General features: G+C 55.8%; 12 protein-coding genes. 5 read left to right on the top strand and 7 right to left on the bottom strand.

What is annotated here, in order from left to right:
• Nucleotides 1–7: 7 nt before the first annotated feature.
• Complete coding sequence (gene oadA, locus AB4O41_RS16435; RefSeq protein WP_460143948.1) at nt 8–1,816, top strand: sodium-extruding oxaloacetate decarboxylase subunit alpha; 1,809 nt, start codon at nt 8–10, stop codon at nt 1,814–1,816.
• A gap of 196 nt (nt 1,817–2,012) precedes the next feature.
• Here the strand turns inward: oadA and AB4O41_RS16430 are convergent, their stop codons facing one another.
• Nucleotides 2,013–4,265 (bottom strand): autotransporter outer membrane beta-barrel domain-containing protein, encoded by a 2,253-nt coding sequence (locus tag AB4O41_RS16430; RefSeq protein ID WP_460143947.1) that lies wholly within the window; start codon nt 4,263–4,265, stop codon nt 2,013–2,015.
• 540 nt (nt 4,266–4,805) lie between these two features.
• On the opposite strand from AB4O41_RS16430, the gene AB4O41_RS16425 reads away from it, so the two are divergent.
• On the top strand, nt 4,806–6,599 hold the full coding sequence (locus AB4O41_RS16425; RefSeq protein ID WP_460143946.1) for an HsdM family class I SAM-dependent methyltransferase: 1,794 nt from the start codon (nt 4,806–4,808) through the stop codon (nt 6,597–6,599).
• A 10-nt stretch (nt 6,600–6,609) separates the two neighbouring features.
• The gene (locus AB4O41_RS16420; protein WP_460143945.1) at nt 6,610–7,692 is read left to right on the top strand and encodes a BsuBI/PstI family type II restriction endonuclease; all 1,083 of its coding nucleotides are present in this window, start codon (nt 6,610–6,612) and stop codon (nt 7,690–7,692) included.
• 100 nt (nt 7,693–7,792) lie between these two features.
• Here the strand turns inward: AB4O41_RS16420 and AB4O41_RS16415 are convergent, their stop codons facing one another.
• Together AB4O41_RS16415 and AB4O41_RS16410 are read right to left on the bottom strand one after the other, a co-directional pair.
• Nucleotides 7,793–8,629: an amino acid ABC transporter permease gene (locus AB4O41_RS16415; protein ID WP_460143944.1), complete on the bottom strand. Its 837-nt coding sequence runs from the start codon at nt 8,627–8,629 to the stop codon at nt 7,793–7,795.
• Nucleotides 8,626–9,447 (bottom strand): ABC transporter substrate-binding protein, encoded by an 822-nt coding sequence (locus AB4O41_RS16410; RefSeq protein ID WP_460143943.1) that lies wholly within the window; start codon nt 9,445–9,447, stop codon nt 8,626–8,628. The genes AB4O41_RS16415 and AB4O41_RS16410 overlap by 4 nt, the downstream gene beginning before the upstream one ends.
• A gap of 112 nt (nt 9,448–9,559) precedes the next feature.
• On the opposite strand from AB4O41_RS16410, the gene AB4O41_RS16405 reads away from it, so the two are divergent.
• Nucleotides 9,560–10,456: a homocysteine S-methyltransferase family protein gene (locus tag AB4O41_RS16405; protein ID WP_460148362.1), complete on the top strand. Its 897-nt coding sequence runs from the start codon at nt 9,560–9,562 to the stop codon at nt 10,454–10,456.
• Between the two features lie 120 nt (nt 10,457–10,576).
• On the opposite strand, the gene AB4O41_RS16400 is transcribed toward AB4O41_RS16405, so the two are convergent.
• Genes AB4O41_RS16400 through AB4O41_RS16390 form a run of 3 tightly spaced genes read right to left on the bottom strand, consistent with a single transcriptional unit; the run spans nt 10,577 to nt 12,345 of the window.
• On the bottom strand, nt 10,577–11,248 hold the full coding sequence (locus AB4O41_RS16400) for a GNAT family N-acetyltransferase (RefSeq protein ID WP_460143942.1): 672 nt from the start codon (nt 11,246–11,248) through the stop codon (nt 10,577–10,579).
• Nucleotides 11,249–11,265: 17 nt separating this feature from the next.
• Nucleotides 11,266–11,712: a GNAT family N-acetyltransferase gene (locus AB4O41_RS16395; RefSeq protein WP_427627409.1), complete on the bottom strand. Its 447-nt coding sequence runs from the start codon at nt 11,710–11,712 to the stop codon at nt 11,266–11,268.
• Between the two features lie 9 nt (nt 11,713–11,721).
• Nucleotides 11,722–12,345 (bottom strand): FMN-binding negative transcriptional regulator, encoded by a 624-nt coding sequence (locus AB4O41_RS16390; RefSeq protein WP_460143941.1) that lies wholly within the window; start codon nt 12,343–12,345, stop codon nt 11,722–11,724.
• A 90-nt stretch (nt 12,346–12,435) separates the two neighbouring features.
• On the opposite strand from AB4O41_RS16390, the gene pdxR reads away from it, so the two are divergent.
• The gene (gene pdxR, locus AB4O41_RS16385; protein ID WP_460143940.1) at nt 12,436–13,986 is read left to right on the top strand and encodes a MocR-like pyridoxine biosynthesis transcription factor PdxR; all 1,551 of its coding nucleotides are present in this window, start codon (nt 12,436–12,438) and stop codon (nt 13,984–13,986) included.
• Between the two features lie 28 nt (nt 13,987–14,014).
• Here pdxR and AB4O41_RS16380 read toward each other — a convergent pair whose 3' ends face one another.
• Nucleotides 14,015–18,538, bottom strand: coding sequence for a dermonecrotic toxin domain-containing protein (locus tag AB4O41_RS16380; RefSeq protein WP_460143939.1), 4,524 nt, complete (start codon nt 18,536–18,538; stop codon nt 14,015–14,017).
• Nucleotides 18,539–18,577 lie beyond the last annotated feature (39 nt).

Below are 18,577 nucleotides of genomic sequence, written 5' to 3'. Positions count from 1 at the left end.
TAGAACAATGAGCAAACAAATCCACGTTACCGACACAATCCTGCGCGACGCCCACCAATCGCTGCTCGCCACCCGCATGCGTACCGAAGACATGCTGCCGATCTGCGACAAGCTCGACAAAGTCGGCTACTGGTCGCTGGAATGCTGGGGTGGCGCGACCTTCGACGCCTGCGTACGCTTCCTGAAAGAAGACCCGTGGGAGCGTCTGCGCCAACTGCGCGCGGCCTTGCCTAATACGCGTCTGCAAATGCTCCTGCGTGGCCAGAACCTGCTGGGCTACCGCCACTACAGCGACGATGTGGTCAAAGCCTTCGTTGCCAAGGCTGCGGTCAATGGCATCGACGTGTTCCGCATCTTCGACGCGATGAACGACGTGCGTAACCTGCGAGTTGCCATCGAAGCGGTGAAAGCTGCCGGCAAACACGCTCAAGGCACTATCGCTTACACCACCAGCCCAGTGCACACCATTGACGCGTTCGTGGCACAAGCCAGACAAATGGAAGCCATGGGATGTGATTCCGTGGCGATCAAAGACATGGCCGGCTTGCTGACTCCGTACGCCACTGGCGAACTGGTCAAGGCATTGAAATCCGAGCAATCGCTGCCCGTGTTTATTCACTCGCACGACACCGCTGGCATGGCCACCATGTGCCAACTCAAGGCCATCGAAAACGGTGCCGATCACATTGACACCGCGATCTCCAGCTTCGCTTCCGGTACCAGCCATCCGGGCACCGAATCGATGGTCGCTGCTCTTAAAGGCACCGAATATGACACCGGCCTGAACCTGGAGCTGTTGCAGGAAATCGGCTTGTACTTCTACGCCGTGCGCAAGAAGTACCACCAGTTCGAAAGCGAATTCACCGCCGTCGATACCCGCGTTCAAGTCAACCAGGTACCGGGCGGGATGATTTCCAACCTGGCCAACCAGTTGAAAGAGCAGGGCGCCCTGAACCGCATGAGCGAAGTGTTGGCGGAGATCCCGCGGGTTCGCGAAGACCTCGGCTTCCCACCGCTGGTGACCCCGACCTCGCAAATCGTCGGCACCCAGGCGTTCTTCAACGTGTTGGCCGGCGAGCGCTACAAGACCATCACCAACGAAGTGAAGCTCTACCTGCAAGGCGGCTACGGCAAAGCGCCAGGCACCGTGAACGAAAAGCTGCGTCGCCAGGCGATCGGCAGCGAAGAAGTGATCGACGTGCGTCCGGCCGACCTGCTCAAGCCGGAAATGACCAAGCTGCGTGCCGAAATCGGTGCCGTGGCCAAGTCTGAAGAAGACGTGCTGACCTACGCCATGTTCCCGGACATCGGTCGCAAGTTTCTCGAAGAGCGCGCAGCCGGCACCCTCACACCAGAGGTGCTGTTGCCGATTCCGGAAGCGGGCGGCGTGGCGTCGGTCGGCGGTGAAGGCGTGCCGACCGAGTTCGTCATCGACGTTCACGGCGAAACCTACCGCGTCGACATCACCGGTGTCGGCGTCAAGTCGGAAGGCAAGCGCCACTTCTATCTGTCCATCGACGGCATGCCGGAAGAAGTGGTGTTCGAACCGCTCAACGAATTCGTCAGCGGTGGCAGCAGCAAGCGCAAGCAAGCCACAGCACCGGGCCACGTCAGCACCACCATGCCGGGCAACATCGTCGATGTGCTGGTCAAGGAAGGCGACACCGTGAAAGCCGGCCAGGCCGTGCTGATCACCGAAGCGATGAAGATGGAAACCGAAGTCCAATCGGCCATCGCCGGCAAAGTCACCGCCATCCACGTGGCCAAGGGCGACCGGGTGAACCCGGGCGAGATCCTGATCGAGATCGAAGGCTGAGTTAACAGCCTCGATAGACCGTTTTAAACCTCGGGGGGGCATGTGCTCCCCTTTTTTCGCCCGGGATTCCACCTGCCAAATGTGGGAGCGAGCCTGCTCGCGATAGCGGAGTATCAGCCAACCATGATGCTGAATGTCACACCGCATTCGCGAGCAGGCTCGCTCCCACAGGTTCTGCATCAAGTCAGTGGCTTTATCAGAATGCCATTCGCCATTGCCCCATCACACCATGACTGCGGCCGTCATGGCCGATCTCTCCGTTGTAACCGACACCCAACGTATGCCGTGTCGAAACAGCCAGCTCCAGCCCTGCATCAAGCGTCAGGCTGTCGCGATCCAGAGCGGCGCCTTCGACGGTATAAGTCCTGCCGCCGGTTACTAGTCTTTGATGAGTCCTGCTGTCGACATCACCGTAGGTGTGTTTCCAGCCGGCACTGAATCGTGGCGTCAGTTGCATGCCGTTATCCAGCGTATTGAGCTGTGCCAGGCGCAGGCCGAAGGTGCTGCTGACATTGTGCTGCGTTTGCCCGTGGACCTGCAGTGCCGCTGCACCTCCTTTCTCGGTATAGCTGTTGCGCTGATAACGCTGGTATCCGAGGTTGGCAAAGGGTTCGGCGCTGATATTGCCGCTGCCGAGGTTGTAACCGATCTCTGTAAAGGCTTGTTGAGTGCTGGCGTCGTAACTGCCTTTCGGGCGATCGCTGAAACCGTTGAACGCTACCCGCCGTTTGGTGCTGCCATCATGGTTGCTGTGAGTTGCGCCCAGGCGCAATGCCAGCGGACCGCCTTGGCGCAGGGCGTAGGCACCCAGGTGCCAGCTGTCCAGGTCGCCGTTCAGTTGGCTGCCGTCCAGACGGGTCAGCGATTTACCGCCGATCACGCCCACTCGCCACTGCTCATCGACTGCCCAATCCGCGCCGAGCACCAAACCTTTGGTGGAGTGTTGCAGAGTGCTGCCGCCCCGGTTGCGATCCAGCGTGCCTGCACTGCCCAACGCTTGAACCCAGAGCCGGCCGCTGGTTTCGCTGTCTGCCGCAGCACGCGGCACTAGCGCACTTAGACCATCGGGGTTATCCAGTTGGCGCATGGCTGCCAACATGCTGGCGCTGACCGGATGAACACTGCTTAACGTGGCATTGGCCAGATTGGCGTTGCTGCCTGCGGCCAGTTGTTCAATGGCCCGGGCGGCGGTGGCTTTGTTGGCGCCAAGCAGGGCATTGATAGCGGCGTTCGTCGAGGAGGGAGGCATGACAGCTACGACAGTGGGCTGGGGGGCAGGAGATTGCGCCTGAGCAGTGCCGGATGGTTCGCTGGCAGGCGGTGCAAGCGAAGCGGTGATGGACGTTTGCGCGACGTTCAGGCGGGTGACGGCAGTTTCGGTAGCAGGAGTAGGAACAGTGGCTGCATTTTCAATGTCAGGTGGTGAATTTGGAGCAGTGCCGGAGGCTTCAACGACATAGGTCAGATCCGGAGCAGTGCTGACGTTGTGTATCGTGTCAGATGACAACTCTGCTTGTGGAATCTCTTTTGGCTCATCAATGCTGTTGGCGAATTCCCGGCCGTTTTCGGTTCTGGCGGCGCTTTCAAGCGGCACCTTATTACGAGTGAGGATAAAGCCAACAGTCTTTTTCTCGTATTGAAAGGTTGGGGCCATGAAGGCCAAGTCATTGATAACCTTGCCAAATTCGCCTTCGATTTTGTCGGCCTTAATAATGGTGTGCTGGCTACTCAATGGGTATTCACCCGGCACAGTGACGATTTTCAGTGTGGCATTGCCAAGTTTGGCGGTGCCGTCGACCTGGATCGTTTCGCTGTGACCATCGGCATTCACCTCGTAGGCCAGTTCGGCAGTGTTTTGCAGATCGAGATTGCCACTTATCCGCGGTGCACCGTGCATCGCATTGACCTCAAGCCGACCGGCGACCAGCAAGTGACCGACTTGCCCATTGCCGCGAAAGGTCGCTTTTTTATCAACCGACACTTGGCCGAAAATGTGCCCGCGATTAGTTAACGCAGCTTTCTCCTTCACTATGGCGCCTTCGGAGAAGTCACCTGTCCCCGTCAGAGTCCACTCGCCTCGATTGACGTGCAGGTAGTTAAAATTCCGGCTTTCCCCCAGTTCGCCACCGCTTATGACATCGAGTTGCAATGCGTTGGTACCGCCGCCGCCATCGACCACCCCATTGAAGCGTCCGCGTCTGCTGACCGTGACCAGATCATTGGAATCACCCAGTTTTAATGCGACACCGTCAGAACCTGATTCTGTCTTGGTTACCGGTGTTTTAACGGTGACTGGATCATTGATGAGTGTCTCGATCCGTGCCATGTGGTCAGCGAGTGACGGCGGGATGGTGGTTGGCTGTTGAGCATTCGCGGAAGTGGCGTGGCCGAGGGCGAGGGAAATCGCCAGAGCCATGTAATGCGGTCGAAAAGTGTGTCGGATGGGCATCGGGTTCAGCCTCTCGTAAAGGAGACCAAACTCTAAAATCGATGCCAATGCCCGGATGCCGGGCATTTCCGAGTGTTGCGCAAGGCGCAGAGACGTCGCTTGTAGCCGAATCAATAACGGGCTTTGATCCTGTACTGATTCACCCGTCCATCAGGCGTCTTTCCTTACAGCACTTCAGGACGTGTCCGTTGGCGAAATATCAAAAGCTCGTCTAGCACTGCCCAATCAATCCGCGGCGGTGGGTTGGATGCGCTGAATTGGAGGGAAAATTCGGCACTGGTGCATCAACCTCCGGCCATTCAACTTAAACCCTGACAGGCTTGTAAGGCATAAAACCGCTTGGCTGATTCATTAGCACTCCGCCCATAAAGCTGTATATTTATACAGCTTTATGGGCTTTCGATATCTGGGCATTTTCTCTAACCGGATCAATTGCCAATTGTTGAATATCTTTTTTTAACGCAACATCGCGTAACAGCGATAGGCGGGACGCCTGGACCTTCAAAGCAAGGTAGAATCGCGACCCGCAATGGGGGGTGTATGGCAAAAGAGGCGCAAATCACATTCGCTGAGTTGGATGATCCATTCGCTTTGGAGGCGCCGATTCAATCATTGGCGGCTGCTCGGACGATGGCTCGTACAATGTCGAACACCTTTCCAGCAGACAATCAGCTTGTCTTGGCCAGAACCTTTGGTGCTCGAGTTATTGAGGCTTGGTGGCGTGGTCTTACCGAGCATGAGATCGTTCCTCAAGAGCTTCGAGCACCCATCGCTGCATTTGAGACTTCATCGCTCTCTGACTCCGCCAGTTTTCTAGCGGAACAGATTGGTTTGGCTGCAGCCAAGTTTGATGCTGAGACGGCGGCTTACCAAATCGGTCTCACCTACACCAGCATGCTTCCTGTGGAACACCGTGGTGAGTACGGTATTTTCTACACTCCGCCAGCTTTGACCTCCCGGCTCATAGATCAGGCTTCATCGGCTAATGTTGATTGGGCTAAATGTCGTGTTCTGGATCCGGCGTGTGGCGGCGGTGCATTCCTTGCGCCGATCGCGCAGCGAATCATGGAGACGCTTGCTCATTGCAGTCCAAAGTTGCTGTTGCAAAGCATTGGTAACCGTTTGCACGGCTTTGAAATTGATCCGTTCGGTGCCTGGCTGAGCCAAGTTGCGCTAGACGCTGTGTTGCTGCCAATCAGTCGTCCTTCTGGCCTACGGCTCCCAGTCATGGTCACTGTTTGTGATTCATTGCGCCATAGTCCAACCAAAGACGGGTTTGATTTGGTCATTGGGAATCCCCCGTATGGTAGAGCGAAACTTGATGCCGAGACACGAGAGCTATACAAACGCTCGCTGTACGGACATGCCAACCTCTACGGCCTATTTACTGATTTTGCGATTCGCCAAACCAAGCCTGGTGGTTTGATCGCTTATGTCACACCGACTTCATTTCTTGCGGGAGGTTATTTCAAAAATCTTCGTGCGTTGATAGGCCAGGAAGCACCTCCAATTGCAATTGATTTTGTCGCTGCTCGCAAAGGCGTGTTTGATGATGTACTACAGGAAATGGCACTCACTACCTATCGCAGAGCTGGAGAGGCAGTACCAGTCGCGGTTTCTGAGATCACGTCGTCTGAAGGAGTGATCAAAGCTAGAGATACGGGTTCGATTACTCTCCCGAAAAATCTCACCCTGCCATGGTTGCTGCCCAGAAACTCTAGTCAAACTGAGCTTGTAGCGAAGCTTGTTAATATGCCTTACCGCCTTGCTGATTGGGGGTATGGGGTCAGCACAGGTCCATTGGTCTGGAATCGTCATAAATCACAATTGACCTATCAACCGGGCAGTAACCGGTTACCACTGATTTGGGCTGAAGCCATTACTGCCAATGGCGAATTCATTTTCCGCGCAGAAAAAAAGAACCATGCTCCGTATTTCGAGCTGAAACCATCGGATCAGTGGTTGGTAACGACTCAACCTTGTGTTCTCTTGCAACGCACTACAGCTAAAGAGCAGAGCCGTCGTCTCATTGCGACAGCCTTACCCATCGCGTTCTTGCAGGCACATGGTGGTGTTGTTATCGAGAACCACATCAATATGGTCAGACCGGTAACTGACGCTCCAAAAGTTAAAGCTTCAGTGCTTGCCGCTTTTCTAAATAGCGGGGCGGCTGATCGTGCGTTTCGTTGTGTTAGTGGTTCCGTGGCAGTTTCAGCTTATGAGCTGGAATCATTGCCGCTGCCCGCGCCGTCAGCCTTGAAGGAATTAACGAGGCTAGTGGAGTCCGGTAGTTCAAAGGAATCCATCGAATCTGCTTGCTCCAAGCTTTTTTAAGGAAGAAATAGTGTTACCACCCTATGTCTCACGAGCATTGATATCTGAAAGGTTGCCTCTGATCTTTCCGGAAGGAACGCCTAACCGTTCTTATTGCACACGCGAGCTGGCGGCGAGCACAGTTTTCGCGATGCTTTACATCGGGGCAGTTGAGGGTGCAGATGTCTGGCTTGGACCTGTACATGTTTACCGAATGACGGATATGCAGGCGGAAGATTGCTGCGAGGCTGCTCGTCTGAATTATCGTGCGAATTTGCGAAAAAAAGCCTTTCAGATCCCGGGTAACCGTTGGTACGCCGACAATACTCGTGAGCCTATTCGCGACGAAACTTTGCGGGAAGGTTTATTGGTAGTGGGCGCTGTACTCGAGCGCGCGGATGTACCTACGACATCAGGGGTTCCTCGCTATGCGCTCAAGACTGACCTGGCAGCTCTTTTTGATCCAGGCCTTGTAGAAGAGGATTTGAGCGCCGCTATTTTGTCGTGGCAGGGAAAACATCTCTCCCGTAGCGCAAGAGCACGTGTATCGCTAATGCGGGCAGGGACATCAGGGAAGGAAGGAGTCTTGGTCTACTTCCCGAATGGGGACACTCGTCGCTTAGTGTCAGGACCTAGCTCTGATATCTCGAAAGCAGTTGTTGAGGTTTTTGCTACTAAGTTCTTGGAAAGTCCGGGTGTCATCTGGCTCAGTGAATCAGGAAATAAGGTTGCCCATCCTGATCTCAAGCTGGCATCAATGATTGGCCTCGATATAGAAGCTCAAAAAAATCTACCGGACTTGATTCTGGTAGATCTTGGTCCGGTCGAACCATTGATCGTATTTGTTGAAGTCGTGGCCAGTGACGGAGCCGTTACGCCGCGCAGGCAAGACGCGTTGTATGCGATCACTGACAAAGGTGGGTTCAGTCGATCACAAGTCGCTTTTGTTACCGCTTATGCGGATAGGGAAGCCGCCGGGTTCAAAAAAACAGTAACCGGTTTGGCTTGGGGATCTTTTGCATGGTTTATGTCTGAGCCCGAAAATCTCGTACTGCTACAAAATGGCGTGAGTCGACTATCGAGCCTTAACGTATTCGTCACTGAACCAATATAGTCTCAGAGGACATTCGCTTGCGCGGGACACAGAATCAATAGTGGGGAGTTCTACTCCCCCTGTTTCAATTGATCACGGTTTATTTTTGCGGTCTGACAACTCAGCGCTTATGCAAATACGCCTTCCCATAATGCCGCTCCATCCGCGCTTGAATCAGCTCCAACCCAATCGACATCACCCAATAAATAACCGCCGCCGTCGTCAGCATCTCGATATAGCGATAGCTCGAGCGCCCATACGATTGTGCCAAAAACATAACCTCCCAAACCCCCATCACCGAAATCAATGACGAGTCCTTGAGCATGGAGATGAATTGGTTGGTGGTGGGCGGGATGATGGTGCGCATGGCCTGGGGCAGGGTGACGCGCCAGAAGATCACGGTTTCGCGCATGCCCAGGGCCAATGACGCTTCACGTTGGCCGTGGGGGACACCGAGGATGCCGGCGCGGAAAATTTCACTCAGGTAGGCGCCGTAGTTCAGCGACAGGGCGATGATGCCGGCGGCGATGGCGCCGGGCACGATACCGAGTTGCGGCAAGCCGAGGTAGATCAGCAGGATCTGGATCAGCAGCGGTGTGCCGCGAAAGAATGAGGCATAGAAGCTCGCGATACCGAATGCCACCGCGCTTTTCGATAGCCGCGCCAGTGCAGTAATGAAGCCCAGCAGCGATGACGTCACGATTGAGCACAGGCACAAGAACAACGTCAGCGCTGCGCCTTGAAGAAAGCCGTTGGGTGCCAGGTGCAGGCCGATCAGGTTCGGCAGTTTGTCGAGGATGATCGAGAACTTCAGGTCGAAGCTCAGGAAGAAACTCGCGAACAAGCCAAACATGGCTGCCCAGGTCAGGTACAGCCGAGTACGGAATCCGAAAATCCGTTGCAGCAACGACTCAGCCACCGGTTGCGGCGGCTGAGGTGGTTTGGGGAAAGAAGTCATTTGCTGATGTCGGCGCCGATCCATTTTTGCGACAGTTTGCTCAGGGTTCCGTCTTGTTTCAACTGAGCGAAAACTTCACGCACTTTGGCGTCCCACTGGGCGTCGCCTTTTTCGATGGCAACCGAGTTCGGCTCCGAGTACAGCGGCTGGCCGGCGAGTTTGAAGCGCTTGTCTTCATTCAGGCGTGGTTGGGCGGTGACAAGGTTGGTGAGGATCGCATCCAGACGCACTCCCGCACCCAGGCCCAAATCCTGGAAGGCCACGTTGTCGGTGTCATACGGGGCGATCTGCACGTTCTCGAACGGGTACTGCAGTTGGGTGTCTTCGGCGCCTTCGATTACCAGGTTTTTGTTCAGGTAGCTTTCATAACTGGAGGCGCTGGTGAGGCCGACTTTTTTGCCGCTCAGGTCCTTGGCGTTGTGAATGCTGTCGTTCTTGGCGTTGACCACGATCACGGCAGGGGACGCGTAGTATTCAACCGGGAAGTCGAAGACTTCGGCGCGGGCCTTGCTCGGGGTCATGGAGCAAATGCAGATGTCATAACGCCCGCTCCAGCGACCGGCGGCGATCACATCCCAGGACGGCGTTTCGAGACGCAGCTTGACGCCCAGTTTGTCTGCCACGGCTTTGGCCACATCGACGTCGAAACCGTCGAGTTGGTTTTGATCGTTGAGGAACGAGAAGGGCGGATAGCTTTCCATCAACACGCCCACCAGTTCTTTCTTTTGCTCGATGCGATCCAGAGTAGCGCCCGCAAAGGCTTGGGTAGAGGCAGCCAAAATCGTCAGGCCCAGGGCCAGCAGTGGTTGAAATTTCACAGTTGATCCCTGAAAAAAAAGAGGTTGTTATTAACCGGGTGGTGCGTATTAAATAGTTATAAGAACGACTCTGATAGTGAGTTATTTTCATAAGCTTATGAGTGAAAAGCATATGGGCGCAAATGCGGTAATTCTGGATGGCGGCATGGGTCGTGAGCTGCAACGCCGCGGGGCGCCGTTCAGGCAGCCCGAATGGTCGGCGCTGGCCTTGAGCGAGGCGCCGCAAGCCGTAGAGGCGGTGCACGCGGCCTATATTGAAAGCGGTTCTAACGTCATCACCAGCAACAGTTACGCGGTGGTGCCGTTCCATATAGGCGAAGAGCGTTTTGCGGCTGAAGGCCAGGCGCTCGCGGCGTTGGCCGGTGAACTGGCCCGTCGTGCAGTCGATGCGGCAGGCAAACCGGTGCGCGTGGCCGGTTCATTGCCGCCATTGTTCGGCTCCTACCGCCCCGACCTGTTTGACGCCGCGCGGGTGACTGAACTGCTGACACCTCTGGTCAATGGCCTGGCGCCCCATGTCGACCTGTGGCTGGCCGAAACCCAGAGCTCGATTGTCGAGGCACGGGCGATCCATGCCGGACTGCCAAAGGACGGCAAGCCGTTCTGGCTGTCGTTTACCCTGAAGGATGAAGACACCGACGAAGTGCCGCGTCTGCGTTCGGGTGAGCCCGTGGCCGAGGCCGCTGCGGCGGCAGCTGAGTTGGGTGTCGAGACCTTGCTGTTCAATTGCAGCCAGCCCGAAGTGATCGGCGCGGCGATTGATGCGGCGCGGGAAACTTTCGAACGCTTGGGGGTGACGATTCACATCGGCGCGTACGCCAATGCCTTCCCGCCGCAGCCGAAAGAGGCCACGGCCAATGACGGCCTGGACCCGTTGCGCGACGATCTCGACCCACCGGGTTATTTACAGTGGGCGGCAGATTGGCAGAAGCGCGGAGCCAGCCATTTGGGCGGTTGCTGCGGGATCGGGCCGGAGCATATTGCGGTGCTCGCCCAGAAATTGGCGTGATGCCATTCGCGAGCAGGCTCGCTCCCACATAGATCTTCAGTGAACACGTGTATTGTGTTCGACAACGTTCCAAGGTGGGAGCGAGCCTGCTCGCGATGGCGTCCGTCCGGGCGCCAAAGATTACTGGCGGCACTCCGCCAACGTTTTCAACTGCCCCGATTCCGTCTGGTTTTCATCGGACAGCCACCGCTCGAACCCAGCGCCAATCGCCGGCCATTCCGAATCCAGAGTCGAATACCACGCCGTGTCTCGGTTCTGACCCTTGACCACCATGTGCTGGCGGAAAACCCCTTCAAAACTGAACCCCAATCGCTCGGCCGCGTATTTGGAGCGGGCATTGCCGTTATTGCATTTCCATTCCAGACGCCGGTAACCCAAGGCAAAGGATTCCCTGGCCAGCAGGTAAACCGCTTCGGTACTTTTTGGTGAGCGTTGCATGGCTGCGCCGAAGGTCACATGGCCGATCTCGATGCGGCCCTGAGCAGGGACAATCGACATCAGGCTGAGAATACCTTGCACCTCGCCGCTGGCGCGGTCGATCACCGTGAAGAAATACGGGTCGCTGTTGGCCGCGTGGTTGTTCAGCCAGTCGTTGAACGCGCTGCGCTCCGGGAATGGACCGTAAGGCAAATAGTCCCAGAGTTTCGGATCCGAGCCCGGGCCTTCGAGGGCTTTCCACAAGCCGTCGGCGTGACGGGGCGGGTCAAGTTTTTCCAGGCGAATGAAACGCCCTTCGATCAGCTGAACCGAGGGCGGCGGAACGCCTTTCCAGTCCGCGAGTGAAGTCGACATGCTGCTCTCCTTGAACCTTATAGGGCGTGGCGAAACTGGATGAAGCCGGGACGCTCGGCGATGCGCTCATAGAGCTGGATCGCGGTGGCGTTGGTTTCGTGGGTCAGCCAATGAACCTTGCAGCAGCCATCGGCCTTGGCCGTGGTGTAGACGAATTCGATCAGTTGCCGACCGACACCGGTGCCACGGGTTTCTGGCGTCACCAGCAAGTCTTGCAGATAACAGGAGTTCTCGATGCTCCAGTTCGAGCGGTGGTAGATGAAATGCACCATGCCCACCGCTTTGCCATTGGCCCAAGCCAGCGCCCCATGGGTCGGTTCACTCGGGTCGAGCAGGCGCTGCCAGGTGCTCTGGGTGACTGCATCGGGCAATTCGGTGTTGTAGAAGCGCAAGTAGGCTTGCCACAACGGCAGCCAGGCAGCGTGATCGTCGGCGGTGACCTGGCGGATGTCGATCTGACTCATGTGGGTTCCTTAAGGCATCAAGTGGGCGAGGGCCTGGTCGTGCACATCAGGGCTGGCGGCCAGCCCCTCGCGCACACCGGCGATGTCTGCAGCATTGCGGTTCTGGCTGAGCTTGCGTTTGCCCTCCAGACGCTGGATCGGCAAGGCAAAACCGACGATGGCCTTGAGCATGCCATCAATGTAGTCGGTGGGGGCATCGGCGACTTTCCATGGATTTGTGCGACCCGACTCATGGCGATCAGTCAGCGTGCTGACCAGATTGCGCAGGCGATCGGCGTCAGTGAACACTTCGGCCATGCCATAGGCATGCACGGCGACGTAGTTCCAGGTCGGCACGACTTTGCCGTGTTCGGCTTTGCTCGGGTAAAACCCCGGGCTGACGTAAGCATCCGCACCGGCAAAAATCACCAGCGCCTCGGCGCCGTTTTGCAATTCCCGCCATTGCGGATTGGCCCGGGCGAAGTGGCCGTATAGGGTGCCATTCGGGCCTTGATCAACATTGAGCAGCAAAGGTAAATGACTGGCTTGCAGGCCTTGCTCACCGTGGGTGACCAAGACCGCGAGACGAGTCCCGAGAATCTGCTGATGCAGTTCATTCAAATCATCGATGGCGAAAGAACCGGGCGTGTACATGGAAGTTTTCCTTGGCGAATGCCTGCATCCTAGGCAGGCTATTGGTCTGTTGTAAGAGCCATTAATGACCAATTTCATAGGTCCATTATCATGTCGAACACGCCACTTCCTTCTTCATTCAACCCCGCGGGTATCGAGCTTGACCGCCGTCAGGGCCTGAGTCGTCAGCTCTATCAAGCGCTGCGGGTGCGAGTGCTCGACGGACGATTGACCAGCGGCACACGACTGCCAGCCAGTCGCGATTTGGCGGCGGCGTTATCGATTTCCCGTAACAGCGTGGTCCGTGCCTACGATCAGCTTTACGCTGAGGGCTTCATCGAGGGGCGCGTGGGTGACGGGACTTATGTCGCGCAATTGCCTCAAGCCGCGGTATCGGTGAAAAAATTATCCACAAAAGTATCCACAGGGTTTTCAACAGGGTTACCCACAGCCTTACCCACAAATTGGCTGGATTTACCTGTGGTTTCATCCAGTAAAGTTATCCACAGTGGTGCTTTGGGCAGGGTTGAAAAGAATCATTTGGCCTTGCCTCCCAGTGGTCCGCCTCGGGCATTTCGGGTTGGCGTTCCGGCCTTCGATCTATTTCCTTTCGAGGTCTGGGCCAAGCTGAACGCGGCTTTCTGGCGTAAGCCGGATTTACAGCAACTGTGTTATGGCGATCCGGCGGGTGATGAACGCTTGCGCGGATTGATTGCGGCCTACTTGCGCAGCTCAAGGGGCATGCAGTGCTCGGCTGAGCAAATAGTGATCACCAGTGGCGCGCAACAGGGGATTAGCCTTTGTGCACAGTTGCTGGTGGAGCCTGGCGATGGAGTGGGCATTGAAAATCCGGGGTATCAAGCGGCGGGTCATGCCTTCGCTGTAGCCGGCGCGCGATTGCACGGGATTGCGGTGGACAGTGAGGGCATTGATTGTGCCGAACTGGCCGGGATTGAGAATTGCCGTCTCGCTTATGTCACGCCATCCCATCAGTACCCGACCGGTGTCGTCATGAGTCTCGCGCGACGCCTTGAATTGCTGGCTTGGGCCGAACGCACGCAAGGCTGGATCATTGAAGATGATTACGACGGTGAATACCGTTACAGCGGCGCGCCTCTAGCACCTTTGGCTGCACTGGATCGTCACGCCCGGGTGCTTTATGTCGGGACTTTCGGCAAGGTTGCGTTCCCGGCGTTGCGGCTGGGGTATCTGGTATTACCGATGGGGCTGGTCGAGGCATTTTCCCGGCGGCGTGCGGTAGACGTGCGGCATTCGGAAGTCAGCACGCAAGCGGTCATGGCCGAGTTCATGGCGACTGGACATTTTCAACGGCACATACGGCGTATGCGGCGTGCGGCGTTGATCAGACGCAACGCATTGCTTGCCGGCTGGCCTCGAGATATTCCTGGTGTTGGTGTTCCGCCGAATGTCGCCGCAGGTCTGCATTTGACGATAGCGGTCAACTCTCAAGCTCGGGAGCAGGAGTTGATCGAGCAGGCCGCCAGTGTCGATGTTGAAATCAATGCACTAAGCAACTACTGGTTACCGGATTCGCAGCGTCCGGTGGACCAGCGTGCAGGACTGGTGCTGGGTTTTGCGGCGGTGCCCGAGGCGACAATCAATGCAGCGCTCGGGCGTTTGGTCAAAGTCTGGCGTTCATAGCGTGACAATAACGTTCCACGCTTGCCCTTCAGCGTTCTTGCACAGGCTCAAGATCCAGAAACAGTTTGCGCAGGACCGGATCGTCTATTTTTCGCAGTACGCCATCGATCGGTTCGAAGGTACTCAACGCTACTTGCTGGTCGGGTGTAAGTGTCTTGAGATAGTCATCTGAGACTTTCAGATGGGCTGTACTGGGGTTGTCGGCCGGGCTATTGACGGTAGGGTAATGGAAGTGCGCGACCCAAATGGGCTGATGGGTATTGGCCTTGTCGAAAATCCGGTATTCCTGAAAATAATCTCCCAGTTGTTTGGTGCGGATCCGCCCTTGTTCATTGCGACTGACATCGATCTGCTTATTCTCTTGCATCCATTTGAAGCTGCTTTGTGTGGGCTTGCGTTGTTTATAAAGGTTCGCTCGAACACTGACCCCTGCTTTACGCATTCTGTTGGCATCGTCAATCAGTTCTCTGCTCAGTGTGGCGACGGGGGGCGTAGTTCCCGTGGCAGCTTTGATTCTGGTCATGGCTTGTTCCACGCTTGCAGCGGTTTGTTCAAGTCTCAGGGCTTGCTGATCGAATAGATCCTGCATGTCAGCGGGTATACGCCTGGGCCGAAAAGCGTCTTTACGGGTACGTTCAATAAACTGATTACTTTCCAGGTTCACATCAAGAGCGCTGGCGATGATCTCCATGTCTTTCAAGGGTTGTAGCGGCTGTTTGGGGATTACAGGTATGAATGGCTTTAGCGGATCTTCCGTGGCTTTTGCTGCTTCATCGTCGCCAGGCTTGCGCGGCCGGCTCTTGCTGACCTTGACTGTCTGGCGCGAGGGGGCTGGACGGTTTCGCCTTGACGGATTCTGCTGTGGCTCAAGCGCTTGTTCCGGCAACAAAGACTGGATCTGACTGTGTGCCAATTGTGCAAACTCTTCGATAAGACTTCGCAGATGGTCGATTTGATTTCGCTTAAGCAGGTCAGGGTAGGTGTCCGGTAACTCCTGGAGGCGTTGCTCTGCATCGGCAAACACTTCGACAAAGGAATGGAGTTCTTCGATGCGAACCTTCAAGTCAATACTGGCGTCTGTACCTTTTACCAGCTGGGCGACTTGATGAGCGGCCCGGCCGGCACTCACGACAATGTCGCCGATGGCATTACGCGCTTCGGGCATCGCTGGACTCGCCTGTTCTTGCAGGCAAAGTTCCTGCGCCATGCCGATCTCATTGGCTTTCAGTTCCAGTGCCGTGAAAGAAGGTAGCAGTTTGCGAATATGTAGAGCCTCGGTAATACCAGGCCTTCCTGCGGCTTTCATCCCTTCAAGTACGGTGTGCGAAATCGACAGTTTGTTGACCATTTCGTGGCTCAAATCTGTCGCCAGCTGAATGGTGTCGACATAGGTTTGCTGCGAAACGACCGCTTGGTCTGCGGCCTGAGCCAGTTTTTGGGTGGCCTCGATATATCGATTTTTCTTTGTGACGAACCAGAGCGACAGATGCCTCTCCAATTCGGTGCTCAGACGCAGCAAGTCATAGGTGTAACCTGTCGTCCCGCCGAGGTTGCGCCACTCTTGCAATTGAGTGAGTGCTTGCTGATACGTATCAATCATTGCTTCAAGTTTTTGCGAGTACAGCTCCGATATCCGATCGAAGTCGGCACCCTTGGCTTCGAGTACCTCCGCTTGCACTTTTTCCATCTCGATTTTGTCCAACGCTTCCTGGGTTCTGAATGACTGCAAGGCTGTTTCCAGTTCATGCTTGCGCCGTTCTTTTGCGGCTTTGAGGGCTTTAAGACGACCTTTCGGTGACCCTCCTCGTAAACGCAATCTCAGGTCCAATACCCACTGGCCAGTTCCAGTGCGGGCCAGTAGCGGGCCATCCCGGTAGGGTTCATCGAGGGCCACAATGGTGACCTGGTCGTCGCCGTCCACCAGGACGTTGAACCAGCGCTCACCCACTTGTGCGTAATTCCTGTCGTTAAGCTGGTAGAGATAGGGAACGGCTTCGTTCACGATTGCCAGGTCGGCGTCGGCGAGGTCGGGCGGCGTGACTTTGAGCGTGTCCAGATAGGAGCTCAATGCGGAAGGGCTGCGCCGTGGGACCGACCCAGATACTTCGAGCGAAGTGCAATGGTCCATTGGCAGTTCTCCTGAAAGCGGCACAGGGTTGAACGTGACAGTTGCGTGAGCGGGCTCGGGCTGAATCTCCTTTTCTATCGATAACTTCTCGATTCGCGGTTTATCGGAGAGTGTTCTGCGTCGCATCACCGCATGATGGGTGAGGATTATCCCGATGGTCAGCAGAACGTCTCCGATTGAGGTCCATTCAACGAAACGATCACCTCGTTCACGGGCATCGAGTGCCTGTTGTATCGCATTGATGGATTGCCAGACCCAGATAGCAGTGCCTATCGCGCCGCTGAACATGTTCGTGATGACCTCGAACAGAGCCCAACTGCTGTCTTTCAGCAAGCTCCAGCGTCGTTCGGCATTTGACTGCGCTTGCCGATCGGCCAGATCGACCAACGCCTTGGCATTGCTATTGAACAGCGTCGACAGGATGTCGCCGGTTATTTCGATATTTTCAAAAACCACACGCCCGAAGCTGTCCAGTCGTTGCAACGGGTTGATGACCTGTTCGGCGATTAGCCACGGAGAAGGCAGGCCGACCGGGAATACGTATTGAGCATATTCAAAACTCAATGTTTTATCAGGCAGCCAGGCGAGCACCGAGTCTCTGAGTTCGCCGGGTTGGTGCAGCGCATACAACAGATTTTGTCGGGAAGGAAACTGAAGCAAGGGTTGATCCAGCAACGGACGATACAGTAGGCAGGGGTCGTTTTCGGCCTCTCGAGGGCTGATGATGAACATGTTCGTGACGCTGTCGCTGACGCTGATCAGGCGATGCTGTGGCGTCATCGATAGCGGATATATCGCAATGGACTGCACGGTGTCAGTGTCAGGATTAAACAGTTCGCAAATGTACCGATAGCCCTGTTCATCGATTCCCGCTTCTTTTTTGACCTTGCCTTCAAGCGCCAACAGCGGCAGCAATAATTGCAGCTGATCGCGATAGAAATCTTTCTGACGTCGGGATTCGACAGGATCGTCTATCAACTTGCGTTTGATCAATTCGGGATAGGCCTTGCCGATGTTGACCTGGGTCGACATGTCCGTGAGGAACTCGGATGTTAGCCAGTCTGGAACTTGCTCTCCCTGTTTGAAAAAAACGGTGGCCCTATAGGGCGCTTCGTTCTCCAGGGCAAATTCGGCAAGCGTTTCTGTGCGTTGATCCAGAGGGTTGGGCAGTATGAGGTTATCGACGGTGAAGCTATTGGTAACTTTGATCCGCAGTTCATTCAGTGAAAGGTTCGCGGCCCCCACCGCACGAGAATCCTTGATGATCGCTTCACACATCCGGCGCTGGGCATAATCGGTAATGGCAGGAATCTCGCCTTTGGCCGCCTTGCTTTCGGGGCGGCGATATAACTTGCCCAATGCCGTGATGTAACGTCCGTAATCTTGTATATCGTCAACCGATGCCTCGCGCAGCCAGTCAGGAATCGCTGTTTCCAATTGCTGGTATCGTGCATGCTCGGTTTTATCGAGCCCGGATTCGGTCTCTTCAATGGCCGTTGGATCAAGGAACCTTAGCGTATCAATGGCATCGAGCTGCGATGACACCAACGCCCAGGCCATGTGATCGAAGATGTTACCGTCGGGCTCGTATAGTCGCCATTTCGGAGTGCGCCCTGCCAGTTGTGCTCCCAGGCGAGCGGGAAGCAAATCACCCAATTGCGCCATCGAGCTGAACGACTCGTAACCGCCCTCGATCGTGTACAGCACTAACAATTCACGCTGGCGATACGTTGCCTTGAGCACCAAGGCGCCTCCGATCAAGAGATGGCTGGCCACTTCATTCTCCAAGGCATCGACATCGATCAAACACGCCTGGATTGCTGAAAAGTCGCTGTTTACATGCTTGCGCGTGGCTTTGTCGGGATCGATGAAAACTTCGCGGGCCATGGCGCACTCATCAGCGTCCCAGCCTTTGACTTTCCGCACATTCAGGGCTTTGCGCAACGAATTGGAAAGCTCCTCCCAGCGAGCGATTTTGTGTCCTTTGCTGTTCCAGAAATCCAGTTGCCGGGCTTGAAGTTCGACAAACAGCAAAGGTGCCAAATCGTTGAGCATTCCGGCAACTTCCTCAATGCTCACCGCAAGATGAACGGGGTTTCGGGCCTCTGGCTCAAGCGTGAGAAAGTGTTCTCCTTCGATGTAATTGGCCCTTGCTCCATAAAGACCTTGGTGAACCAGTGCATGCGTGAGTGATTCGAGTGTTGTGGGGCCGGCCTCGACCTGATGGTCCACTACACGCCATTGCGGTGTGGCGACGAGGGTGGTGTCGGGATCGATATCCAGTTTTGGATAAAGCATTTTCAATGACTGGCGTAGTTGGTGCGAAGCCACTTCATTGAGCGTTGGGCCGTGGCTGATCTGGCTGACAAGTTCACTTTTTTCCAATAGTGGCGTTGTATCGTTGGGCAGTTTGTTTTCGGTCATGGTCGCTTCTTCGATGCTGGGTTTCAGGACGAACAAGGT

The sequence above is a fragment of the Pseudomonas sp. S2_A02 genome (genome assembly GCF_054668495.1).
Note: the sequence above shows the minus strand (reverse complement) of the source record. Positions and strands in the feature narration are given on the sequence as shown.